Origin of the sequence: Belliella kenyensis, from assembly GCF_022549675.1 — a bacterium.
In the GTDB taxonomy this organism is placed as follows: Bacteria; Bacteroidota; Bacteroidia; order Cytophagales; family Cyclobacteriaceae; genus Belliella; species Belliella kenyensis.
This window is the reverse complement of sequence record NZ_JAKZGR010000006.1, coordinates 160,995-186,418: the sequence shown is the minus strand read 5'-3', so window position 1 is coordinate 186,418 and position 25,424 is coordinate 160,995. Positions and strand designations below refer to the sequence as shown.

22 protein-coding genes are annotated in these 25,424 nt (G+C 39.8%); 14 read left to right on the top strand and 8 right to left on the bottom strand.

Features of this window, described 5'->3' with window-relative positions:
- Window positions 1-7 precede the first annotated feature (7 nt).
- From MM214_RS08335 to MM214_RS08300, 8 genes are all read right to left on the bottom strand, one after another.
- A complete protein-coding gene (locus tag MM214_RS08335; RefSeq protein WP_241294277.1) occupies window positions 8-640 on the bottom strand; it encodes an NAD(P)H-dependent oxidoreductase in 633 nt (210 codons plus the stop codon).
- Window positions 641-645: 5 nt separating this feature from the next.
- Window positions 646-1,014, bottom strand: a complete 369-nt coding sequence (locus MM214_RS08330) for a DUF1304 domain-containing protein (protein WP_241294275.1) — start codon at window positions 1,012-1,014, stop codon at window positions 646-648.
- A gap of 267 nt (window positions 1,015-1,281) precedes the next feature.
- The gene (locus MM214_RS08325) at window positions 1,282-1,719 is read right to left on the bottom strand and encodes an SRPBCC family protein (protein WP_241294273.1); all 438 of its coding nucleotides are present in this window, start codon (window positions 1,717-1,719) and stop codon (window positions 1,282-1,284) included.
- Between the two features lie 45 nt (window positions 1,720-1,764).
- On the bottom strand, window positions 1,765-2,187 hold the full coding sequence (locus tag MM214_RS08320) for a DUF1801 domain-containing protein (protein ID WP_241294271.1): 423 nt from the start codon (window positions 2,185-2,187) through the stop codon (window positions 1,765-1,767).
- A gap of 388 nt (window positions 2,188-2,575) precedes the next feature.
- Window positions 2,576-4,459, bottom strand: coding sequence for a rhamnogalacturonan lyase (locus MM214_RS08315; RefSeq protein WP_241294269.1), 1,884 nt, complete (start codon window positions 4,457-4,459; stop codon window positions 2,576-2,578).
- Window positions 4,460-4,473: 14 nt separating this feature from the next.
- On the bottom strand, window positions 4,474-5,802 hold the full coding sequence (locus MM214_RS08310) for a TolB-like translocation protein (RefSeq protein ID WP_241294267.1): 1,329 nt from the start codon (window positions 5,800-5,802) through the stop codon (window positions 4,474-4,476).
- A gap of 80 nt (window positions 5,803-5,882) precedes the next feature.
- Window positions 5,883-7,166 (bottom strand): DUF4861 domain-containing protein, encoded by a 1,284-nt coding sequence (locus MM214_RS08305; RefSeq protein WP_241294265.1) that lies wholly within the window; start codon window positions 7,164-7,166, stop codon window positions 5,883-5,885.
- 376 nt (window positions 7,167-7,542) lie between these two features.
- A complete protein-coding gene (locus MM214_RS08300; protein ID WP_241294263.1) occupies window positions 7,543-8,808 on the bottom strand; it encodes a glycoside hydrolase family 88/105 protein in 1,266 nt (421 codons plus the stop codon).
- A gap of 531 nt (window positions 8,809-9,339) precedes the next feature.
- Between MM214_RS08300 and MM214_RS08295 the strand changes: the two genes are divergently transcribed.
- From MM214_RS08295 to MM214_RS08230, 14 genes are all read left to right on the top strand, one after another.
- On the top strand, window positions 9,340-10,296 hold the full coding sequence (locus MM214_RS08295; RefSeq protein WP_241294261.1) for a glycoside hydrolase family 43 protein: 957 nt from the start codon (window positions 9,340-9,342) through the stop codon (window positions 10,294-10,296).
- A gap of 359 nt (window positions 10,297-10,655) precedes the next feature.
- Window positions 10,656-10,970 carry an L-rhamnose mutarotase gene (rhaM, locus tag MM214_RS08290; protein WP_241294259.1) on the top strand — a complete coding sequence of 105 codons (315 nt, stop codon included), beginning with the start codon at window positions 10,656-10,658 and terminating at the stop codon, window positions 10,968-10,970.
- A 152-nt stretch (window positions 10,971-11,122) separates the two neighbouring features.
- Complete coding sequence (locus tag MM214_RS08285; protein ID WP_241294257.1) at window positions 11,123-13,837, top strand: glycosyl hydrolase; 2,715 nt, start codon at window positions 11,123-11,125, stop codon at window positions 13,835-13,837.
- 273 nt (window positions 13,838-14,110) lie between these two features.
- On the top strand, window positions 14,111-15,160 hold the full coding sequence (locus MM214_RS08280; protein ID WP_241294255.1) for a GntR family transcriptional regulator: 1,050 nt from the start codon (window positions 14,111-14,113) through the stop codon (window positions 15,158-15,160).
- Window positions 15,161-15,238: 78 nt separating this feature from the next.
- Window positions 15,239-16,681, top strand: a complete 1,443-nt coding sequence (locus MM214_RS08275) for a purine-cytosine permease family protein (protein ID WP_241294253.1) — start codon at window positions 15,239-15,241, stop codon at window positions 16,679-16,681.
- 8 nt (window positions 16,682-16,689) lie between these two features.
- A complete protein-coding gene (locus MM214_RS08270) occupies window positions 16,690-16,872 on the top strand; it encodes a hypothetical protein (protein WP_241294251.1) in 183 nt (60 codons plus the stop codon).
- Window positions 16,869-17,114, top strand: a complete 246-nt coding sequence (locus MM214_RS08265; protein WP_241294249.1) for a S9 family peptidase — start codon at window positions 16,869-16,871, stop codon at window positions 17,112-17,114. Before MM214_RS08270 ends, MM214_RS08265 begins: the two co-directional genes overlap by 4 nt.
- Window positions 17,115-17,365: 251 nt before the next feature.
- Window positions 17,366-19,474, top strand: a complete 2,109-nt coding sequence (locus MM214_RS08260; protein WP_241294247.1) for a bifunctional aldolase/short-chain dehydrogenase — start codon at window positions 17,366-17,368, stop codon at window positions 19,472-19,474.
- A 107-nt stretch (window positions 19,475-19,581) separates the two neighbouring features.
- On the top strand, window positions 19,582-20,859 hold the full coding sequence (locus tag MM214_RS08255) for a TIM barrel protein (RefSeq protein WP_241294245.1): 1,278 nt from the start codon (window positions 19,582-19,584) through the stop codon (window positions 20,857-20,859).
- Window positions 20,859-22,220 carry an FGGY-family carbohydrate kinase gene (locus tag MM214_RS08250; protein WP_241294243.1) on the top strand — a complete coding sequence of 454 codons (1,362 nt, stop codon included), beginning with the start codon at window positions 20,859-20,861 and terminating at the stop codon, window positions 22,218-22,220. Before MM214_RS08255 ends, MM214_RS08250 begins: the two co-directional genes overlap by 1 nt.
- 23 nt (window positions 22,221-22,243) lie before the next feature.
- Window positions 22,244-22,999: a (Fe-S)-binding protein gene (locus MM214_RS08245; protein ID WP_241294241.1), complete on the top strand. Its 756-nt coding sequence runs from the start codon at window positions 22,244-22,246 to the stop codon at window positions 22,997-22,999.
- On the top strand, window positions 22,996-24,354 hold the full coding sequence (locus tag MM214_RS08240; RefSeq protein ID WP_241294240.1) for a lactate utilization protein B: 1,359 nt from the start codon (window positions 22,996-22,998) through the stop codon (window positions 24,352-24,354). The genes MM214_RS08245 and MM214_RS08240 overlap by 4 nt, the downstream gene beginning before the upstream one ends.
- Window positions 24,351-24,911, top strand: coding sequence for a LutC/YkgG family protein (locus MM214_RS08235; protein WP_241294238.1), 561 nt, complete (start codon window positions 24,351-24,353; stop codon window positions 24,909-24,911). Before MM214_RS08240 ends, MM214_RS08235 begins: the two co-directional genes overlap by 4 nt.
- Window positions 24,912-25,169: 258 nt before the next feature.
- Window positions 25,170-25,403 (top strand): hypothetical protein, encoded by a 234-nt coding sequence (locus MM214_RS08230; RefSeq protein ID WP_241294237.1) that lies wholly within the window; start codon window positions 25,170-25,172, stop codon window positions 25,401-25,403.
- Window positions 25,404-25,424: the final 21 nt, after the last annotated feature.

Here is a 25,424-nt window from a genome sequence, read left to right as displayed (position 1 = left end):
GCTGATTTTATTTTTCGATCACAAACTCTTCTGTTGGAATTCGGACTTTTTTCATTGAGGCAATCCAGTCCTCTTCAGGGTTGGCATAGCCAACATACATTAAGGATACACTTTTTAAGCCATGCTTCTCCAGCTCTAAAACTTCATCTACAACATGGGTATCAAATCCCTCGGCAGGTGTAGAATCTACCCTCAGCTCTGCTGCTTGTGCCAAAGCCAAGCCTAAACCAATATAAGCCTGTCGGGAAATATGAGCAAAGTTTTCTTCGGCAGATTCTTTGAGATAGATGGATTTCAACATATCTGTGTAAGAACTGAACCTTCCACGAGGTAATCCTCTCTCGTCAGTGGTGAAATCATAGACTTTATCAATCCTCTCAGCAGTATACCTATCCCAAGCTGCAAACACAATTACATGCGAACAGTCTCTCATGCAATCTGGATTCAAAGCTCCCTTGACGAGTTTTTCTTTTGTTTCTTGATCTTCTACCACGATCAACCTGAATGGCTGCAATCCAGAGGAGGTTGGAGCCAGACGGGCTGCTTCAACAATTTTATCAATATTTTTTTTACTTACTTTTTTGGTAGGGTCATATGCTTTCACAGCGTGCCTCCAATTCAAATCTTCAATGAGTGACATCTTGTTTATTTTGAAATGATGACAAACAGCATGGCCAACAAAGCCGGAACTGCCTGTATAATGAATATTATTTTGCTTGCTGTCAAGGTCCCAAATATTCCTGCAACTGCTACACAGCCCAAGAAGAACAAGCGCACATTCACAGCCCATTCGGGATCACTGATCAAGAATGACCATACCAATCCCGCAACCAAAAAACCATTGTACAAACCTTGGTTTGCAGCCAAAGACTTGGTGGGCTTGAACAAATCATGGGGCATAGAAGCACCAAAGGTTTTTTTCCCGGCTGTTTCCCAGGCAAACATCTCCATCCAAAGTATGTAAAGATGTTCGATGGCTACAATTACGGTCAGAATAACGGCTATAATGTTCATGGTGATGTCTTTAAATATTGATTAGATTGTTGAAACCCCATTAATATAACTGTTATTGACATGAAGATCAAGATTTGGGTTTAGCTTTTAGATATCAATTACCAGCTTAGTAAAGGCAACCCATCTGCTAAAAGACAAACTTAACAGCAACACAAAGATAGCGTAAAATTAAATTGTATACAATCTATTTTTAACTAATTTTCTAACTTCACTTTTTTGAGAAAAAAAGAAATAAAGCACTTCGATACAAAATAAAGCGGGTGTCTTCTACTTTGACTGTAAATATTCCTTCAAGCTTTGCTTGATAAAATAAGTCCATCCCGCTTCGCAGCTTTCACGTGAAAATTCGGGAATCTCATCAGAAAAGTCCTCTAAAACTGTGTGGGTTAATGTCAGTTTGGATTGCTCTCCCGATCCAAACAATTCAAAAGTCACATCAGAATCACCTTTGTACCCTTCATACTTCCAATTATATGTTATTTTCCTAAATGGATCCACCTCGGTGATTTTCCATAAATGTGGAAATATCCTGCCTTTATTTTCTACGACAAACCTTGTCTCAAAACCCAACACTTCCTCAAAGGTTTCTATATTCACAAAGAACCACTTTTTCATCTGATCCAGTTCCGTAATCGCTTTCCAAAGCTCCAACACAGAAACATCAAAAACTTGCTCGACGACAATTGCTTGTTCTGATTTTTTCATAATGCACTTAGATATCCATTTGCTTCATCGCATTTACGTGTTAGATTAACTGTGTTTTGATTGTAGGTACTCGATGGTCGATTTCATCAATTTTTTAAGGGTTTCTTGATTGATGTCTGATAGTTTCTTAATGTAAATACAAGACTTTCCCATCTTGAACTTCCCCAAATCTTGCAGCAATTCTTCCTGGCCCGAACAACCAGAATAAACATACAGTGAAATTGCCGCTTTGCGTGGCGAGAAACCTACCAGTGGCCAATCACCTTCTTGACTGCTTCTTTCTGACTTATAATGATATTGCCCAAACCCTATGATTGAACCGCCCCACATTTTCGGCTCAAAGCCTGTGAAATCCTTCATGAGCTGTAAGATTTCAAAACTGTCCTTTCTCTTCTGCTCAGTGTCTGCAAATGAATTGATAAAATCGTGAACATTCGCATCATTTTGTTTTGTCTTTAACTCAGCCATTTCGGTAGGATTTATTTCTAGTATAAAGCTAAAATAATAAAAATTCAGAATTTCAAGAGTCAAACTCAATGCAAATGTTGATTTACCCTGCCTAACTATTGGCTGGTTTTTTAGTAGGTTTTAAATCAATCGTTTATGGTGCTATTGTCATTTTTTTCGACTCTTTTCTCTTGTTTCTCTCTCATCTTATCGGCTCATCATTACGCTAACTCGCCATTCCCTCCTCCCTATTCATTCCAGTTTAGATTCATGCATCCAGTTTTGTCGCTTGTGCATATGGTACTTGATCTCTCACTCTATAATTTTTCCTTGGGTTGAAACCCAAGGCTAGAATGTCGCTCGTGCCTATGGCACTATCGCTTTTCCCTCTCACCTCTATTCTCGTAACTCATCTGCCCTGATACTTGATCGTCTTGATAGCTGGTAGTTTTGGCTTTTCCATTCCATGCCCAAAAAAATAATCTGTGTGAGGTGGTTGATTATAAGCTACATTTTGCCAAGCTATACTCATGCGATACTGTGGATTATGCATCAAGGTATAAATCCTGTGCTTGGTAGGTATGGTCGTAGAAAATATCCGAAGCTCTTTACCATCCTCTGTACGAGTGATCAACTCCTCTCTCCAGTCTCCAAAGATATCAGCAGACAAATTGGGGTTAGATTTTGTCCCGTTATTTTTGACTAGATTGAAATCTGCTCCTGATAAGATCCTTACCGTCTTACTATTCTCGTAGTCCCATTTGTCAATATTGACCCCATCAAGAATCTCTCTAAGCAGATCTCCGTCCCACCATATGGCCATATTGCAAGATGAAGGTTTGACTTCTGAAATAATTTCCCCGTGAATATTCCACAATCCCTTCAATCCATCACCAGAAGCCCAACTTTCAAATCCATCATGTCTGGGATCAATATCTATAGCCAAACCTCTACCTACATCTTTGGAAGGATATGACCATATGATTTCACCTGTGAGCGCATCTCTCAAGTTTGCTCCATGAGGGTGTCGGGCATTTTCATGTATGCCAAAGATTTCCATCCCTTTTCTATTAGGATTCATATTGCTCACATGCATCGCATCACCATGACCTAAGCCTGATGAATATAGACCTTTGCCGTCATGATTGATCACCATAGAGCCAAATACTACTTCATCTTTTCCATCATTATCCACATCAGCGATGGTGAGACTGTGGTATCCTTGACCTGCATATTTTCTATTCTCTTCATCACCGCCATGACTATCAAAAGTCCACACATGAGAAAGTTCACCCCCCCTCCAGTTCCATGCGGAGATAACTGTGCGTGTATAGTACCCTCTACTCAGTATCAAGCTAGGTTTCTCACCATCTAAGTAGGCTATTCCTGCAAGAAATCTATCAATTCTATTTCCGTAACCGTCTCCCCAAATCTCCTTCATCTCATCGGGACTTGGATCTTGGATATCAGGATGCCTAGCAGGCACATAATCTGTAGTAGCTAGGGCAGCTCCTGAAAGCCCATCAAAAACCGTAAAAAACTCAGATCCCTTCAAAATATAACCATCAGCGTTTCTATGATCAGCATTTGCATCACCGATGATTTTACCCTTACCGTCTATGGTACCATCAGCCGTCTTACATGCCACCTCAGCCCTACCATCACCATCCAGATCATACACCATAAATTGTGTATAATGTGCTCCCTCTCTGATATTTTTACCTAGGTTTATTTCCCATAAAAATTCTCCTTCCAATGTATACGCTTGTAAGATGGGGGCTGTAGTTATACCTTTTTGTGAGTTATCTTTTCCAGAGCCTAGCATATGAACGACTATCTCATATCTACCGTCTCCTGTCAGATCCCCTACAGATGCATCATTGGCATGGTACCCTTCAGGAGTTCTCAAAGGGATGGAAAGGTAAGGCTTATCCCAAGCCTGATATGCCTCTCCTTGTTTCACTTCTTGACCATCGATGATAGCGGTGACATAGTAGCTGTTTTCTTGAATGGGATCAGCTGAGGTATCAAGGTAGTTATTACTGTCTTTGATGGGGCTGCTATTTACTTTGACAGGTTGCTCATCGTTTTCGATCCTATAGAGATTGAACCCAATATCATCGGGCTCTGTACCCAACTGCCTCCAACTGACAAAAACCCCATCTTCAGATTGAATGGCTACTAAGCCTCTGTCGAGATATTCCATTTGTCGGTCCTGAGGATACGCTGTCAATGAAAAGGAAACTAAGATCAGCAGAAATAAAAAGGGCTTGCTTTGCTTTAATAGAAACATGGTTATTTGATTTATCAATTATTCTTTGGAATAGGTATCACACAAATGTTCATTGTCCGATCATCTTCTGAAAGCATCGCCGATTGGATTTGGATTTTGGTTCCTTGTGGATTGAAAGTAGGATGAGGATGATCAGCCGCTGTGACTTTATGTCCTGTAGATAAGACTTTCATCTCTTTGGTCTGCCTATCGATGAGGTAAATTGTTCTTGAAAAATCATCCCCTACAGCCCATTTACCATCTGGGGAGCCGTGAACATGCCATAAGCCACTTCCACTTTCAGTTTGTCCTTCTATCCTCATCTCACGTGTTCGTAAGTTAACTATAGCCAGACCAGTCGGCTTTTCTCTTGTCCCAGATTTGCCCCAAGACGCTTCTTGACCTGGGTTGGTTGATGAAGAACTTGATACATTTTTCACATCTACATCCATTTCTACATCCCTATGCCCCATGATTGCCATGGCAACTTCATCTTGGCTGATGACTGCTTCGTGTGTCACCCATTCATATTCAGACTCTGGATACAATGGCCTCAGCCCAGTACCATCAGCCATTACTGTCCATGTCCTTTGAGGTGCTTTGCCTCCTGTTTCCCAACAAAAAACCAACTCCCCTGGAACCCAAGGATTGACTTGTACATGACCAACTTGAAAAGGTACAGAAATCACATGGCTGACCTCCCCAGACTTCAAATCCAAACTTGCTATTCCCCCGGGACCTGCCCCCATCCCTCTTGGCCCAAAACTAGATGCTACAATTGCGTCTTCCGGAAGGTGCTTGGCCGCTGCTTCTTTGTTCACTTTGAAATAAATGCGAGAATCATCAGCATCAAGAGCCATATCTCCACCATTTTGTATCGCTTTGGGAACTATCCCATGGATGGTTTCATAGTGATCTTTTTGCTTCAAAACACCCGATTCGCTATCAGAAAACAATCGCTGTAGGTTAACTGATACGACTTCCATATCCTCAGAGGGTAATTTTCTCATATAATACAATCGCATCTCCTTCTGAGACAAGGTCAGCATACCATCATACCCCCCCTCTGTCACTTGTACCATTTCACCTGAATCCTCATTCACCGCAAGTGCCTCTCCTTTGATCCTATTTGATCTGAATACAAGCCATTCACCATCTGCTGTCCATTGCGGATGCGTAGGGTAGATTTTAGAATCTCCTCCTGCTGTACTTGTCAAAAATATCAAGTCTACACCAGTAACAGGATCTTGCACGACCTTTCTTTCAGAAGGTAGCCTTTTCCCAATCTGGGCATTTACTAAGCTTGTGGGAAGTGCAACTCCTAGAATAAAAAGTAGCAATGGTACTTTCAAAATGTTTTTCATAACCAGCTTTCTGTGCATGTTTATAATTTAAAATTCGTCTTTGCAATGAATGTATTTCAGGTGGATGGTGATCTGATATCCTACTGGATAGAAACCGAAACTTCAGCTTCCAAATGGGCTACCAAATCTCTTAGGTACTGTTCAAAACCTGCTGCTTCCATGAACCTATCTTCACTTAGTTCCCATGCACCTACTGCATAGTATTCGATAGTTTTCCCACTTTCAGATTTCATTTTTGCCAAATAAGAATCAGTCAACTTACCTGACTTGGGAGCTTCTATCATTTCTAAGTATTGTCCTTTTGGAAGGATCAATGCCATACCTATGATCCATTCCTTATCATACCCTTGCGCATCATGTGTCATCAATATCACCCAATCATCAAAATCTGTGATTTCTTTGATTCCTTTATCATTGTGTATATTCACCAGACCGACAGCTATGTGCTCATCGCCCTGTAAGCCCTCAAACATCACTTCGTTTTTATAAGCGTACATACCTGGAACAATACTTACCCTCTCTACTATCCTTGGATACTTTCTATCAAATGCATCCCAATCCCTATATTCAAATTCCATGATAGACCTTACAGGACCTTCTGTCATAATCTTGAAAGATGATTGATAGATATTGCTCATTTCCTCATCGACCAACACTCCTAACCTAGCGGGTTGATCATCTTTTAACAGTGTGATACCACCAAGACCCACTGAGTTTCCTACTGCAAGTATATCCCTACCCCAGTCTTTCATGACGTGATAATTGTCTTCAACTTCACCCTTTTCATTCACGCCAACATCTTTGGGGCTCATTTTGGAAGTTTTTTTACCGAAAAGATCCTTGGAGTTTCTGCCATCAAAGTAATGCCTAAAGCCTACCTTATCATTTTCCCAAGAAGGGCCATCCGTTTGATATGGTTGATAACCCATACTCTTGGGTAATTCATGAGAAAAAAACAAATCTTCTTGTATAGGTGTAACAGGCTGATCGATATCATCTCTTTTCCCAAACCTGACAGCTGTCCGCTGTTCAAATTTAGGCTGACTATCCACCCAAGTGATGTCCAGTGATTTTTCTTCATCAGCCTTGAGATCTACTAATATAAAAAGTTGATCAGGTGTACCATCTCCATTGACATCGTCGATTTGATAAGCTACTAGATTCCCTTCAGCATCAGCTATCTGTAGGAATTTATTAGCTTCTGATTTCAAATCCTTGAATTCAATTATTACACCTTTATCTTTAAGATCTATGGAACTTTGGTTTTTTAGTACGATTTGAGGAGAGGATTCTTCTACAGCAGGATTGCATGCAAACAGAACAAATACTAAAGCTGAAAGTCTGATGGAATTGGTTTTTAACATAATTAGGTTGAAGTTGGGTTAATCAGATAAATTTGGTCGTTAAATTATGAAATTCATATAATCATCAATAAATCAACCAGCGCTAGAAAGCAGGTAAAATACTATCTAACTAAACTGATCACGAATAATGATTTGACACAATGTTTTCAAAATCAATCATTTAAACATAATTTCCCTATCAAATGCTTGAATCACTTTGTTGATAAGACATTATTTGCACGATTTAGATGAACAATATACCTCATATCATCCAGACAACATCCCTGTAGTGTCTTGCATCATAAAATAACTTTATCTACTAAAGACCTAAAAAAACCATACCTTATTGCGGTATGGTTTTCCAAACTAATTAACCCTATATATTAAAACGCGTATTTTAATTTTTCCTTAAAAACTCCTTTAGCTTGATCACTTCTAAGCCCGCATCAATCACTGAACCGACACCATGCTTCTCATTGGGGCTGGCTGGTCGTGTGTAGTAAAAAACCAAATCATCACTGATACCAGTCCCTACACAGATTGCTCTTACTTGTCCATCTTCCTCAATCATATGCTTGCGTAGCCCTTCCCATCCTCTCAAAGCCACTGATGCAAAACGCTTATCAATCCAACCTTCTGTGATGGCTTTGGCAAAGCCTTGCACAAACATGGCTGACGCAGAGGTCTCTTGGTAGGAATCATTTTTATCCAATAACTGCCTCCACAGTCCATCCTGATCTTGATATCTTGATAGGCCTATCAATTGCTTCTCTAAGTTTTTTCTTACCTTTTCTTTCCTAGGATAGCCCTCTGGCAATCGCTCAAGCAAATGCAACTGAGATAATACCAACCAACCATTACTTCTACCCCAGTGTGCTACACCGTTTTGCTCTGTATCTGTGTAATAACAATGGAAATACAGCCCATTATGAGGATTCCAAAGGTATTTGTCAAAGCTCAGTACTTGATTGATCGCATCATCAAAGTATTTGGCTTCTCCTGTATAAAGAGCTGCCCTTGACAAAAATGGAACACTCATGTACAAATCATCCGCCCACAAAGTCATGTTTTGAGGAAAAGTCCTTACTAAAGTTTTATCATACAATCTTTCTTGACCATAAGAAAGTCTTTCTAATCCATTTTTAATGTATGTCTCATACCGAGGATCATTGTCACGTTCCATTACCTCCAGCATACTTGCTGATATCGCTCCAAAGTCATCCAGTTCCAACATAGTCCATAGTTGCCCCAATGGATACCTATGGTGAGGCCTGTCATTCGTAAAGCGCTTTTGAAAGAACTCATAATTGTCAAAACCATGGGCAATATGGTTCTTAGCATAAGCAAAATACTTATCATCCCCTGTTTGATTAGCAAGATGAGTCATCGCCAAATTGATGACTCCATTGGTATAATGCCATTCCCCATACTTAGAAGCAAATGACACCTCCTTATCTTTTGGAATATCTTTGGTTGAGGCATATGACTTCCCATTAGCATCTATAAAGCCTAACTTTGTTTCAGAGAGAATGTAATCAGCAACTTTTCTCACCACATCCAAATCAGAAAGGGCCTCGTCTTGCTGAGCTTGAAGAAAACTAGATTGAAATAGGATTAAAAAAGAAATTATAATGGTTTTTAATGATTTGTCAAATTGATTCATTGGGGATCTATTAATGGGTTTAAATGATGAATTCTATAAGTTTCAATAATTATATTTTCTGATTATAAGCTTTTTGCCAGCAACTTCAATTCATTGGCTCAACCGGTTCTTAATAGTCAATATCCATAAGTATCCAATATCAATTTATATCGGAAGTTAGATAAATCGGAATTTTGTAAGGTTATTGGCAAAGTTCCGTATATCCATATTATATTTTTATCGAAATTAGTCTCTTGACAGGAGTATCCTATCCTGTACCTACCCGAAAGAAAATTTCCCAACTGTAAGTCAAAGGCTCTATAAAAATCATTTCGCATCCAACTCATTTCATTTAATGATGTCAAAAATGGGTTCTAAGCAGCAAAGGATAGGCATACTGTTGTGATGTAAAGACATCAATAGCTTTACTGGTTAGTTCCAATTGACTTAGACCCCACCCTGTACTATCCTGTAGCAATAGCTTTTCTCAAAGACCAAATTTGCCCAATTCAAATTATTGACCTATCCTTATGTCCTCAAACAATCCCCGAAATGAAGTACCTATCATTATTCAGCCTTAGCATTTGCGCCATAATCATATTATGTAGTGCCCGCATAGTAACAGAAGAACCTAAAGTGTACATGTTCTCATACTTCATAGGCAATGGAGAAGATGGCTTGCACTTGGCGTATAGCATGAACGGCTTGACTTGGAAGACTTTGAATGATGGGAAGTCATTACTCGCCCCTACAGCGGGAGGAGATAAACTCATGAGAGACCCATGTATCATAAAAGGTGGAGATGGAAACTATCACATGGTATGGACAGTCAGCTGGACAGAAAAAAGTCTCGGCTATGCCACCTCTGCAGACTTGATCAATTGGAGCGAGCAGCGAACTATCCCCGTGATGGCTCATGAAGAAGATGCAAGAAACACCTGGGCTCCGGAGATCTTTTACGACGAGAAAGATGACATCTATATGATCTTTTGGTCCACAACTATTGATGGATTGTACCCTGAAACCCAATCCAAAGAAGAAAGTGGCTACAATCATAGAAAATATTACACCACGACCAAAGACTTTGAAAACTTCAGCCCAACTGCATTGCTTTATGAGCCAGGATTCAATGTGATCGATGGGACCATCATCAAGGAAGGCAAAGAATACATCATGTTCGTCAAAGATGAAACCAGAGAGCCTGCCCAAAAAAATATCCGAATCACGAAAAGTAATAAGCTTAGCTCGGGCTATGGAAAAGCATCTCAACCTATCACAGGAGACTACTGGGCAGAAGGCCCTACAGTAGCTAAGATCGGTGATCAATGGATCGTATATTTTGACAAGTACATAGAGAAAAGTATGGGGGCTGTCATGTCCTCAGATTTGGAAAACTGGACAGATATTTCTGACCAAATCAGTTTTCCAAAAGGAACTAGACATGGAACTGTATTCAAAATATCAAGTTCTGAGTTGGAAAAATTGAAGGAGGAATTTGAAAAAAAATAGAGAGTAGAATCTAAAAACAGTAAAAATAAAGGCGTAGAGAAGAGAAGCGAGAGATTAGAGATTAGAAATTAGATACAAGAGCCAAGAGTCAAGATACAAGAGTTAAGATACAAAGGAGGAGAGTAAATACTAAGTACAAAGTACAATGAACCAAGTACAATGAACTCAGTACCATGTAAATTCAATACACACTTTCTTAGAAGCTTGAGTCAAAAGACAAGAGGGTGATTAATAAGGTCACCCTTGCTGCTTTAACCCCAAGGCCTTGTCACTTAAATTTGAGGAGGGAAGTGAGAAATTTTACAAGTGCCAAAGTACAAAAAACAAGAGGGACATTTAAAAAGACATGAGTTTGACCTATGACAAGACAAATTGCATTCCGAATGAAAATTAAGCCTGGAGCTGAACAAGAATATCAAAAAAGACATGATGAAATCTGGCCAGAATTGAAATCATTACTCAAAAATGCTGGGGTAGTTTCCTACAGTATTTTTCTAGATAGAGAGACCTCTACCCTATTTGCCATTCAAGAAGTCACAGGAGAAAATGGCTCTCAAGAGCTGGGTCAGGAGGAAATCGTGCAGAAATGGTGGTCTTATATGGCTGACATCATGGATACCAACGAGGACAATTCACCAGTATCGATTCCTTTGGAGAAGGTTTTTGAACTGTAATAAGCTATGCTGCTTTACAAATGTATCAAAGCCCAAGTCGACTAACAATGAAACCCCATCACCTTTACCTCTTCAAATTCTTCCATTTGTCCCTGTCAATCACATTGATTCTAGCGTGTGATTCCTCGGATCAATATGGCTTGGAATCAAATTTGGAATCGTATAATATTCCAGCATCTCAATGGCCAGAAGTCAGCAAAGAACACAAGCCATGGGCTAGGTGGTGGTGGATGGGAAGTGCTGTGGATAAGCAAAATATAGATTTTTTATTAGAAGAATATGCAAGAGTAGGAATCGGTGGTCTAGAGATAGCACCGATATACGGAGCAAAGGGATATGAAGATAGGTACTTGGACTTTTTATCTAAGCCATGGATAGCAGCATTGAATCACACCGTATCCAAAGCACATCGCCTAGACATGGGCATAGACTTAACTTTGGGTACAGGCTGGCCATTTGGCGGTCCTCAAGTCAAGATGGAACATGCCGCTTCTAAAATGATCATTCAGGATTATATCATCGAAAAAGGTCAAAACACCTTAGAGATCAAACAAAAAAAAAGCAACGAAAATGAACCAGATGGCATCTTAATTCATTTGATTGGTATCTTCAGAAATGGCGAGAGAAGGGAAATCTATGACCTTCTTGAGGACTTTAAGTTAAGCAATATTCCAGCAGACCTACTACAGGTTCAGGCAATGTATTTTGCCAAAACAGGTCAGAAAGTGAAAAGAGCTGCACCAGGGGGTGAAGGTTTTACCTTAGATCATTTTTTCCGCACAGCTGTCAATAATTACCTCGAATCATTTGACAAAGCTTTTGATCTTAACTATCCTGATATCAGGGCTTTTTACAATGACAGCTTTGAAGTTTATGGTGCTGATTTCACAGCGGACTTTTTAGATGAATTTGAAGAAAGAAGAGGATATGATTTGAAGTTTATGCTCCCTGAGTTGATTTCTGATAATGGCGATGATGCATCTGTTAGAGTCAAATCAGACTATAGAGAAACTTTAAGTGAGCTTTTGATTGAAAATTTCACAGAAAACTGGAGTGAATGGGCAAAATCAAAAGGCAAAAAAACCAAAAACCAGGCTCATGGATCACCCGGAAATCTGCTTGACATCTACGGTGCCGTGGATATTCCAGAATGTGAGACATTCGGGTCAAGTTTTTTTCCCATTCCAGGCTTACGCAGAGATAGTGCAGACGTCCGCAATGTAGACCCTGACCCCATCATGCTGAAATTCGCCTCATCTGCGGCTCATCTTACAGGAAAAAACCTGGTATCGTGCGAAACTTTCACTTGGCTCGGTGAGCACTTCAAGTCTTCATTTTCTCAAATGAAACCAGAGCTAGACCAAACATTTTTGGCAGGAGTCAATCATGTATTCTACCATGGAATTACTTACAGTCCTCAAGATGTGCCTTTCCCTGGTTGGATGTTTTATGCGTCCCTCAACCTCACACAGCACAACAGCTTGTGGGATCATCTTCCCGCATTCAACAAGTACATCACCAGAACACAGTCAGTGCTGCAAGCCGGACAGGCAGACAATGAGCTATTGGTTTATTGGCCGATATATGATGTTTGGGCTAATCCCAAAGGGACAATGGAACTGATCACCGTGCACCACGTAGATGAATGGCTTCATCCTACTGAATTTTACAAGCAATCCAAGAAACTAATCGAATCAGGGTACTCAGTAGATTTTATTTCAGACAAAATGATAGGCTCGGCTGAAGTGGAAAAAGGCCAAATCAAGCCACATCCCAACTCAAACTCTGCCAAAGCACTTCTTATTCCTAAGGTTGATTTCATGCCAATCGCCACTTTAGAACACATACTTGAATTAGCCCATAATGGTGCCAAAGTCATCTTTCAGGCTAAGCCTCATGATATCCCTGGCTATCAAGATGTGCAAGAAAACAGAGAGAGATTGGCTAGCTTATGGAAGAAAACTGGACTTGATAAGCACAGCCAAGTTCGTTGGGGCAAAGGTAAATTAATCTTAGCTCCAAGCTTTGCACCTGCCCTCGCAGCTGAAGAAATACTTCCTGAAGGAATCAGCAACTCAGGCTTGAAATTTATCAAAAGAAAAATAGGTGAGGATAAATACTATTTCCTTGTCAACCATAGTGCTAAGACAGTAAGTCAATCTGTTGATTTTTTGACCAATGCCAAAGACGCTGTGATCATGAATCCAATCGATGGTAAGATTGGAAAAGCAAAATCAAAAACAAAAGGAAATTACCTAAGCGTAAAATTACACTTGGAACCTGGAGAATCACTGATAGTAAGAACTACTAACCAACCGACTGCAAATCTACCTCTCTGGACATATTTTGACAGCCCAAGTGTCATTACTGAACTCAAAGCTGATTGGATAATCACCTTTGACAACAATGGCGGTCCTAGCACGCCAAAAGATCAACATCATGAGCAATTGACTACTTGGACAGATCATGAAGATACTGAGGCCGGTGACTATTCAGGAAAAGGTACCTATACTGGCACTTTTGCTTTTGAAGTAGATTCATTGAAGGTATATAAACTCAACTTTTCTAAAATCCATGAAAGTGCCAAAGTCTGGCTCAATGGGCAATATGCAGGGCAAGTATGGAGTCTTCCGTATATTTTAGATATCACCGAATTCCTTAAGGAGGGTGATAATGAAATCAAAATTGAAGTTGCAAACCTCATGGCAAACCGAATAAGGTACTTGGATAAAAACAAGATTAGCTGGAGAAATTACCATGAAATCAATTTCGTAAATATTGATTACAAGCCTTTTGATGCTTCTGACTGGCAAACCATGCCATCTGGACTTTCGGGCAAGTTAATGATTAGCGAGTATTTGAAATAAATTCAATTTTACTCCTTCAAACTCACACAGGAAAGCACAGGACAGTCAAACAGGTCAAAATCTCTGTCAAACCTCAATGTATTTACTAAATTGCTAGGCAAGCGATTTAAAAACAGTATTAATCAAAACATAATTTTGCTTGTTGAATTCCATTAGAATTTAATAAGCTAATACAGCACTACAACATCTCTTTCGATTGGTCAAATTCTTTCTATTGAGGATTTTTTAACATAAATTACAATCGATTGCACAACACCAAGTAATAAACCCAACATGATCACATTTGATAATATCATCCGAATCGAGAACGATTCCAGAATTCCAAAGTACCAGCAACTTGTACAATGCCTCATCGAAAATATCGAAAGAGGCTACCTCACTGTGGGAGAAAAAATACCTTCGATCAATGAAGTCAGTGAAAAATTTTACCTATCCAGAGATACGGTAGAGAAAGCCTATAATCAACTTAAGAAACAGAAAATCATTCTCTCTGTCAAAGGCAAAGGCTACTATGTTGCACGAAACGTATCCCAATCAAAATTGAAAGTATTATTTCTACTCAATAAGCTGAGCAATTACAAACTGCGCATCTACAATTCTTTTTTGGAAAGCCTCGGTACGACTGCCAAAGTAGACCTTCATCTCTATCACTGTGATGCCAAGATTATGCTAAGCATCTTGGAAGAAAACATGGGAGCGTACGATTTCTATGTAGTCATGCCTCACTTCAAAGATGACAAGCTCCGACACCTCAATATCAATGATCAAGTCACAGAAGCATTGCAAAGAATTCCTTCTGAAAAACTCGTCATCATGGATAATGTGATTCCAGAACTTGGTGAGGATGTAGCTTCTATCTATCAAGATTTCAAAGGCGATATTTATAAAGCTCTCAAAGAGGGAATCGCTAGGTTGAAAAAATATGACAAACTTGTACTAGTCTATCCTGACAAAGTGCTCTACCCCTACCCTTCAGAGATCAAGTGTGGATTTCAAAAATTCTGTGCAAACCACAATTTTGATTTTGAAATCATACCAACTATCTATCCTGAAATGGAGCTAGAAGTCAATGATGCATATATTACCATAGAAGAAAATGATCTCGTAAGCCTAATCAAACAAATCAGAGATCAAAAGTTCCAAATGGGAGAAGACATTGGGGTGATCTCTTACAATGACACCCCACTCAAGGAACTTCTCGGCATCACTGTGATGTCTACCAACTTCAAAGTGATGGGTGAAACTGCCGCCTACATGATCAAAAAACACAAACATGAAGTGGTCAAAAATGTGTTCAACTTCATCGACCGGGGATCGATTTGATCATTCACAGTAAAGTACAGGACAGTTATCCGAGTTATTCATGATAGTTTGTGCTTTCTTTTTAACCCAAAATACATCATGAATAAAAGCACAAGTCTGGTAGCAAAACTGAATGCTATCAATGAATATGAGCGTCAACCCATTCCAGAAAGCAAACTTAAAAGTTGGAAAAAATTCATAGGTACTTATGCCGGAGAACACACCGCTGGTACCGAGTTTGTTCTTGGACCACTTTTCGTAGCACATGGTGCGTCTGCCATAGACTTAGTCACAGGATTACTTATCGGTAATGTATTGGCCGTGTTGAGTTGGGCATTTTTTACTGGTAAAATTGCTGCCAAAACACGACTCACGCTTTATTATCAACTTGAGAAAATTGCCGGATCAAAGTTTACTTTGATTTACAACTTGGTGAATGCAGGGTTATTTTGTTTCCTCGCAGGTGCGATGATTGCCGTATCAGCCACTGCTGTAGGCATCCCTTTCAACCTAGAAATGCCAACGCTTACTGATATCCTACCCAACTCACTTGGATGGATATTGACAGTATTTGCTATCGGTGCGATCACTACAGTGGTCGCCATGTTTGGCTTTGAGCAAGTTTCTAAGTTTGCCAATATAGCTGCACCATGGATGATTATGGTCTTTATCGCCGCGGCTGTAGGTGTACTACCTAGGCTAGGCATCAATTCTCTAGCAGACTTTTGGCCTGTAGCCAAAAACACAATCTGGACAGGTGTGCCGTTAGAGGGACAAAGTCAATTCACTTTCTGGCACATCACTTTCTTCGCATGGTTCTGCAATATGGCCATGCATATTGGCATGGCTGACATGTCTATCCTTAGGTATGCAAAAAAATGGACTGCAGGATTTTCAACAGCCTCAGGGGTCTTTCTGGGTCATTATATAGCATGGATAGCATCTGGTATTCTTTACTCACTATTTCTCTTGGAGTCAAACAATAGCTTGACATTTGCTCCCGGCCCTATTGCCTATGAAGCAGCGGGTATAGCTGGTGCAGTGTGTGTCGTGATCGCAGGCTGGACTACTGCCAACCCTACACTATATCGAGCAGGGCTTGCTATCCAATCCATCAATCCAAATTGGAAAACTTGGAAAGTCACACTCTTCGTTGGCCTCTTCACAACTATTGCGGCCTGTTTCCCGGCATTGGTCATGAGGCTCTTGGAATTTGTAGCATTGTATGGCTTGATCTTGATGCCTGTAGGAGCTGTTATCTTTATAGATGTGTATTTTATGGAACGTTGGGGACTTGTAAAAAATTATGCGCTTGAATCTGGTAAAAAACTGAATCCAGCTGTTGCATTCACTTGGATCCTCACCTTAGGATTTTGCCTGGTCCTCAATTTGTTTGCTGATGTTGAAATCTTCTTCTTGGGCTTGCCTGGATGGTTTGTGGCTGTTATTGCTTATTTGATTTTTAGCAAGTTGTTTCAAAAACCCATTGTATTCAAAACTCAAAAAGTAAACTTAACATCAGAACCCATCTTAAACCACTGATTCAAATTATGAAACGACTCATCATTATTACTTCCATCCTTGGATTGATTACCACAATCGTTCCTCCATTCTTGGTATTCACAAATCAAATCGATCCTTCTACATCTAAAACACTGATGCTAATCGGAACAGTTGTCTGGTTTATTTCAGCTCCTTTGTGGCTCAATAAAAAAGAACAAGAATCTGTATGAGTGATGCTGAATGGGAGTTTTTTCATAGTAATGAATTACAGGTAGATCAGCATACACCCCCAGCTTTTCTGGTTCACAGTTGGGATGATAAAGTAGTACCAGTAGAAAACTCCATTCGTTATGCCAAAGCTTTAAATGCTTATGATATACCAGTCACCCCCACCTTTTTGAAAAAGGTGGACACGGATACGGCAGAGGAAACATTGAGCAACACGGCACTACTTCCCAATGGATTGATTTAAGTCTAGTATGACTTGTTCAAATACTAAAATAGTAGCTTCTTAGAATACGAATAGGAAAAACCAAAGATGCTTGTTCAGCTTCAAGTAATTTTTATGAAAGTATTGTTTTTAGTCGAGACAATGCAAGTAATTTAAAGACAACATGTTAAACATAACATTATCATAGATACACGTCTTTTACAGTACAGAACAGGATAGTAAAACGCATTTATAAGGATAAATTTCCACTTGTAACTTAAACCTAGTTTACCATGGCTATTTTGGAAAAACAATTTAAACATGTCTCATTTCTCTGGGACGAACAAAAAGCAAATTCTTTGGGTGATGATGAAGTAGCCCTTTTGATATACCGATCAAATATACTTGGTGCTGATCTTAGGATCACCAACTATGGAGGTGGGAACACCAGCTGTAAAACATATGAAAAAGACCCTCTTTCAGGAAATGAGGTAGAAGTCATGTGGGTAAAAGGCTCTGGTGGAGATATTGGAACCTTGACTAAATCAGGACTTGCTGGTCTTTATGTTGACAAATTACGTGCATTAGAAGGTATCTATAAAGGAATTGAGTTTGAAGATGAAATGGTGGGACTTTTCAATCATTGTATCTATGACTTGGACTCCAAAGCTCCATCCATTGACACACCGCTACATGCTTTTTTACCATTCAAGCATATCGATCACCTTCATCCAGATGCAGCCATTGCAATAGCTGCTTCCAAAGATGGGGAAAAAATCACTCAAGAGCTTTTTGATGGCCAGATTGCCTGGATTCCTTGGCAAAGGCCTGGATTTGACCTTGGGCTACAACTGAAAAAAGCTCTGGACGAAAATCCTGGTATCAGAGGTATTATGCTAGGTGGACATGGTCTATTCACCTGGGGAGACACTGCATACGAATGCTACATTAATAGCCTCGAAGTCATAGAGAAAGCTTCTCAATATTTGGAAGATAACTATGGCAAAACCAGACCTGTGTTTGGAGGGCAAAAAATCGACTCCCTTTCTCCTGAACAAAGAAAAGATCAGGCAGCGATCATCTCACCGCTATTAAGAGGCTTAGCATCAAGCTATGACAGAATGGTCGGCACATTCAATGATTCTGAAGTAGTGCTTCAATTTATCAATTCCAATGACTTAGATAAATTGGCTCCATTAGGCACTTCCTGTCCAGACCATTTTCTTAGGACAAAAATTGCACCCCTGGTATTGGATATTCCAGCTGATCAAGATTTGAGTGATCTTCAAGCTATCAAAGATCACATCAGTAAGCTATTCGAAACCTACAGAAAGGGATACAAAGATTATTATGAAAAGCACAAAAGGTCAAACAGTCCTGCCATGCGTGATCCCAATCCTGTGATCATCCTATGGCCTGGTGTTGGACTTTTCTCCTATGCCAAAAATAAGCAAACATCTCGTGTAGCCAGTGAATTCTACATCAACGCTATCAATGTGATGCGTGGTGCGGAAGCAGTATCATCTTATGTTTCCTTACCATTGCAAGAAGCTTTTGACATAGAGTATTGGCTACTTGAAGAAGCTAAGCTTCAAAGAATGCCTAAAGAGCAACCCTTGTCTAGAAAGGTGGCATTGATCACTGGAAGTGCTGGAGGTATAGGTAAAGCTATTGCAGACAAACTAGCAAAAGAAGGTGCTTGTGTGATATTGACTGACATCGATCAAGGGAGACTGGAAGAAGCTGTCAAAGACTTCGGAAAAGACACTGCGATCCAAAGTACACTTAATGTCCTAGACAATGAGACTATTGTATCTGCATTCAAGGCTGCAAACTTGGCATTCGGTGGAGTAGATATCGTGGTAAATTGCGCAGGTCTTGCCATCAGCAAGCCGCTGAACGAAACCTCCGAGGCAGATTGGGATTTGCTTCATGATGTACTTGTCAAAGGTCAATTCAAAGTAAGTCAAGAAGGCGTGAAAATATTGAGAGCACAAGGACTTGGTGGTGATATCATCAACATTGCCTCTAAAAATGCACTGGTCTCTGGACCAAACAATGTAGGCTATGGTACTGCCAAAGCAGCACAAGTTCACATGTCAAGACTTCTTGCAGCTGAACTTGGTCCAGATAAGATTCGAGTAAATGTGGTCAATCCTGATGCTGTGATCGAAGGATCTAAGATTTGGGAAGGAAAATGGGCAGAAGGAAGAGCCAAAGCTTATGGTATCAAGGTAGAAGAACTACCAGCACACTATGCTAAAAGAACTTTGATGAACGAAATCATCAGCACTGAGGATATCGCTAATGGAGTATTTGCCTTTGTAGGTGGAGTACTTTCCAAAAGTACAGGCAACATCCTCAATGTAGATGGAGGAGTAGCGGCAGCTTTTGTAAGATAATTTGCACAAACCTATTAACACCTTAATTCCTTTCAGGTTTTTCCTAAATTAGATACTACTTTAGCCTAAAACCTGAAAGGTTTTTACTTATCAAAGCATTTCAAAAAATGAAAATAACCGCTAGCCATATAGAAGAAGCCAATGAAACTTTAGAAAAAGATCACTTGGAATCTCTTGACTTTTTGTCCCAAAGACTTGCCAAAAAAGGAGTAGATACTAACCTTATCATCGAAAAACTACAAGAACTACAGATTGCAATACCCTCATGGGCATTGGGTGCTGGAGGTACACGATTTGGTAGATTTTCTGGAGCTGGTGAGCCTTCTAATATCATCCAAAAGATCGAAGACATCGGGTTGATACACGCACTGAATCAGTCAAGCAATGCTGTCTCACTTCATATTCCATGGGATATACCTCAAGACTATGAAGCGATCAGACAACTTGCAAAGAGCTTGAGTATTCAGTTTGATGCTGTCAATTCAAATACCTTCCAAGACCAAGTCGGCCAAATAGAATCTTATAAATATGGTTCACTAGCAAACACTGATCAAGCTGTTCGAGAACTTGCTATAGCACACAATAAAGAAGTAATCAGTATAGGAGAAAAACTTGGTTCCAAAGCTTTGACTGTATGGCTAGCTGATGGATCCAGCTTCCCTGGACAACACAGTATCCGAAAAGCACTACAAAATACCCATGAATCTCTATCCGAGATTTATGAAGCACTTCCAGAAGATTGGAAAATTCTCGTAGAATATAAGCCATACGAGCCGAACTTCTACAGTACAGTGATACAAGATTGGGGAACTTCATTTCTCCTGGCAAATAAACTTGGGCCAAAGGCATATACGCTCGTGGACCTTGGACATCATCTTCCAAATACCAATATTGAACAGATAGTGGCTACTTTGATGACAGAAGAGAAGCTGGGTGGATTTCATTTCAACGACTCCAAATATGGTGATGACGATCTTACAGTCGGTAGTGTCAAACCCTATCAACTTTTCTTGATTTTCCATGAATTGGTACAAGGCTTCTCTGAAACCAATAATCCTCCACTATCATGGATGATAGATGCAAGTCACAATATCAAAGACCCCTTAGAAGACTTGTTACAATCCGTAGAAGCCATCAAGCTTGCTTATGCCCAAGCTTTGATCATCGATCAGAAGGCTCTAGAGGAAGCTCAAGGCAATCATGATACAGCAAAAGCTCAAGAAATACTCCAAGATGCTTATCGATCAGACTTGAGACCATTGGTAGCAGAAGCTGCGAGACGCTCTGGCGGAGCTATTGCTCCACTGAATACCTACAGGCAAATTGGTGTTAGAAATCAATTGATCAAAGAAAGAGGCACATCAAGTAAAGCAAGCGGACTGTAATGATACCTGTAACAGCCATATTTGATATTGGAAAAACCAATAAGAAATTCTTCCTTTTTGATAGTGAGTTCAGAGAGGTATACAAAGTCTATCATCGACTTGAATACACGACCGATGAGGACGGTGATCCCTGTGAATCGATCAAGGAGCTCACGGCTTGGATCAAAGAGACCTTGGCTACAGCCATGGAACTGCCTGAATTTAATATCAGAAAACTGAACTTCACCACTTATGGTGCATCTTTGGTGCACTTGGATCGAGAGGGGTTCCCTGTGACACCACTTTATAATTATACTAAATCCTATCCAATTGAACTTTTAGAAAAATTTTATTCAAAATACGGCGGGAAAAATCAGTTTTGCATAGAAACCTCCTCACCTGCTCTCGGAATGGTCAACTCTGGACTACAACTTTATTGGTTAAAGTATTCCAAACCTGAGATCTTCAAGAAAATCCACAATACTTTACATCTGCCCCAATACTTGAGTTACCTATTTACAGGAAAAATGGTCTCAGACTATACCAGCATAGGTTGCCATACTGGAATGTGGGATTTTGCGAACGATAGCTATCATGATTGGTTAGAAAAAGAAGATTTGATCAAGCTTTTGCCCCGTGCAGTAAGCACTTCCGAGACTTACCCCATTTCTTTCAGAAAACAATCCATGTCCGTTGGTGTGGGTGTACATGACTCATCATCTGCCCTAGTTCCATATTTGATCAAAAATGATGAGCCATTTGCTTTGCTTTCCACTGGCACATGGGCGATCAGTATCAATCCTTTCAATACACTTCCATTGAACCTGGAAGAGCTAGAAAGAGATTGTCTTCACTTTATAGGTATCCATGGACAACCCATCAAGATCAGTAGGCTTTTTATAGGGGAAGAGCATAAGTACCAAATTGAAAAACTTTATGAGCATTTCAAGCTGGAAAAAGGTTATTACAAAGCATTGAAATTTGATTCGAAGTATCTTAAGGATTCGAATGAAAACAAGACCAAAAAATACGATTTTCAATACTTGAATCCCGAAGTCTTTGGATTGAGTCAGGCAAAATCAAACGATTTCTCTCAATTTGAAAATTTTGAATCGGCGTATTATTGCTTTCTAGATGAGCTTACTGATTTGCAAGTAGCATCTCTGAAACTAGTCCTCGATCAGTTTCCAGTAAAAAAGCTCTATATTGATGGTGGATTCAATGCCAATGAAATATTTGTAGAAATGCTTCGAATTAAGTTGCCCAACATCATTATCGAAACCTCAAATTTTGCTTTGGGGACCGCATTGGGTGCAGCATTGTTAGTCAACAATGTGGAAGTCAAGCTACTCAAAGTTGCTCCATCAAATCAGAGTTACTAAAAATTTATCAATTAGATTGTAAAATGTCTTCCAGAAAAAAAATAGCGCTCTTTATACCATGTTATGTGGATCAGTTTTATCCTAAAGTAGGCATTGCTACTTTAGAATTATTGGAAAAACTGGGTTGTGAAGTAAGCTATCCAATCGAGCAGACATGTTGTGGGCAGCCCATGGCTAATGCTGGTTATGAGCATGACACCATGGATACCACCAAGCATTTTCTAAAAACCTTTGAAAGCTATGATTATATCGTCGCTCCTTCTGGAAGCTGCGTACTCCATATAAAAGAACACACTCCAGAGATTCCAGAAAAAGGGAAAGAACAACAAGGCATCAAGAAAAAAATCTTTGAACTAACTGAGTTTATCACCGACATTTTGCAAATCAAAATGCTAAAAGGTCACTTTCCTCATAAAGTCGGATTTCATGCATCTTGCCATGGTCACAGAGGTCTAAGGTTAGGGAGCTGTTCGGAACGAAACGAACCCTATTTTAGCAAAGCAAAATCCCTTCTAGACCATATCGAAGGGTTGGAATGGATACCGCTTCGAAGGCAAGATGAATGCTGCGGCTTTGGTGGCACCTTCGCTGTCACAGAGGAAGCCCTATCCGTTCAAATGGGCAAAGATAGACTGGATGATCACCTCACAAGTGGAGTAGAAATTCTCACCGGAGGAGACATGTCTTGCATCATGCACCTTGAAGGGATAGCAAGAAGAAACAAAAACCCTCTGAAATTCATGCATATTGCAGAAATTTTAAACAAAGCCATCCAATGAGTCACCCAGTCAAAGCATCTGAGTTTTTGAAAGATCCTGACAAAGCCAAATGGCATGATGAGACCTTATGGTTTGTTAGAGACAAAAGAGACAACAGCAGTAAGGGTATTCCTGAGTGGGAAAAACTGCGGGATACAGCTTCGCAAATCAAAGACAATGTACTTGCTAACTTAGACAAATACTTGTTGGCTTTTGAAGAAAAAGCCAAAGCCAATCACATCCATGTACATTGGGCAAAAGATGCAGAAGAACACAATCAAATCGTCTTGAGAATTCTCCAAAAGCATAAATGTAAAGCAATAGTCAAAAGCAAGTCAATATTAACAGAAGAATGTCACCTCAATCCATTTTTGGAAAAACATGGTGTAGATGTGGTAGACACTGATCTGGGAGAGCGTATTGTCCAGCTTCTGCATCAGCCACCAAGCCACATTGTTCTGCCAGCAATTCACCTAAAGAAAGGAGAAATTTCTGATCTTTTCCACGAAAAACTACAAACTGAAAAAGGAAATGAAGACCCCGAGTACTTAACTCACGCGGCAAGAACACATTTGAGAGAGAAGTTTTTGGCAGCTAAAGTTGCTATCACAGGTGTAAATTTCGCAGTGGCCGAAACTGGTGAGTTTGTTGTTTGCACCAACGAAGGCAATGCTGACATGGGTGTACATTTGGCTGATGTACATATCGCCTGTATGGGAATTGAGAAAATTATTCCACGAAGAAAGGACTTAGGTGTTTTTCTCAGACTTTTAGCTCGGTCAGCTACAGGTCAGCCGATCACCAATTACAATTCGCATTTTCGCTCACCAAGTCCTGGCAAAGAGCTTCATGTCGTATTGGTAGACAATGGTCGTACAAAGCAATTGGCAAGAGAAAAATTCAAGAACTCCCTGAAATGTATACGCTGTGGTGCTTGTATGAATACATGCCCCATCTACAGAAGGAGTGGAGGATATAGCTATGGCTCAGTTGTACCTGGTCCTATAGGATCGATTCTTTCCCCTGGTCTTGACATCAAAAAACACAGCACTTTGCCCTTTGCTTCTACCCTTTGTGGGTCATGCTCAGACGTCTGCCCTGTGAAGATCAATATTCATGAGCAGCTATATGAGTGGCGACAAGAGATCGCCAAAAGCCAAGGTCTCAATATTAAAAAATTGTCCATGCAAATTGCAAATGGTGTTTTCTCTGTGCCATTTGCATATCAAATGAGTGGGGCATTACTTAGAGGTGCCTTAAAAATACTCCCAAATAGCATCGCCTATTCTGGCATCAATGCTTGGGGAAAACAAAGAGAACTTCCTGAAGTACCTCAAGAAACATTCAAAAACTGGTATAAGAAAAACAAGGCATGAGTAGTAAAGCATCTATTATAGCAAGCATCAAAGAAATCCCTTTAGAATCAAAGGAGTTACCAGAGATTCCTCGGTTTGAATTTTCGGGAAACTTGGCAGATAATTTTTCGATTGCCATCTCAAATAATAAAGGCGCAGTGATCAGTCAAACTCAATTAGGTAATTTTATTGCATCTAATGGAATCACTGAGATCATTGCTCTCTCTGCTGGATTTGATGCTTATAATACACGATCGCTTCCTAGCAGCGCACATGAGTTGGACAACTTGCAGCTGGCTATCATTCAAGGGCAGCTTGGTGTAGCTGAAAATGGAGCCATTTGGTTAACTGACGAAAACATGGGGCTTAGAGCACTTCCTTTTATCACGGAGCATTTGGTTATTGTCTTGTCCAAAAATGCCCTTGTACCTTTCATGCACGAGGCCTATGATGTTATAGGAGATCAGCAGTCTGGTTTTGGACTTTTTGTCGCAGGTCCTTCCAAAACAGCCGACATTGAACAATCTCTCGTCATAGGCGCTCATGGCGCAAAAAGCCTTCAAGTTATATTGATTTAAAACATTTCTATATTAAATTTTGATGCTATTATTTTGAAAAGGGATCTGGTGAAAAAGATTTAATTAAATTAAATACATACCAAAAACCAGACATAAATTAACAAATATGAATTTTTCCGATAAAAAATTTAAAAAAATTTACTTTTGATATAATCCATCACTATTTACTACCTCGTAATTGTTTTCATGCTAGCATAAAAAAGGGCTATCCGAAAACCTTTAATAGAGTAGGAAACTAACTAACAAAATTTAATTATTATGAAATTCCAAGAAATGAATTCCGAAGAACTAAGAGAAGTAAATGGTGGATTGTTAGGTGGACTTTTAGGTTCGCGAAACAGAGGTGAGTCAGCTTCTCAAACAACTCTAATAGGTGGTATCGGCCTTAACATCATGAGCGAATCTGAGTCTAGAGATGGAGATAGAGATTCATTTGGTTTAGGTCTTAACCTATCAAATATTGGCTTGTTTGATTCTGCTAGCAGAAGATAATTATAGGTTTTTAACCTAGTT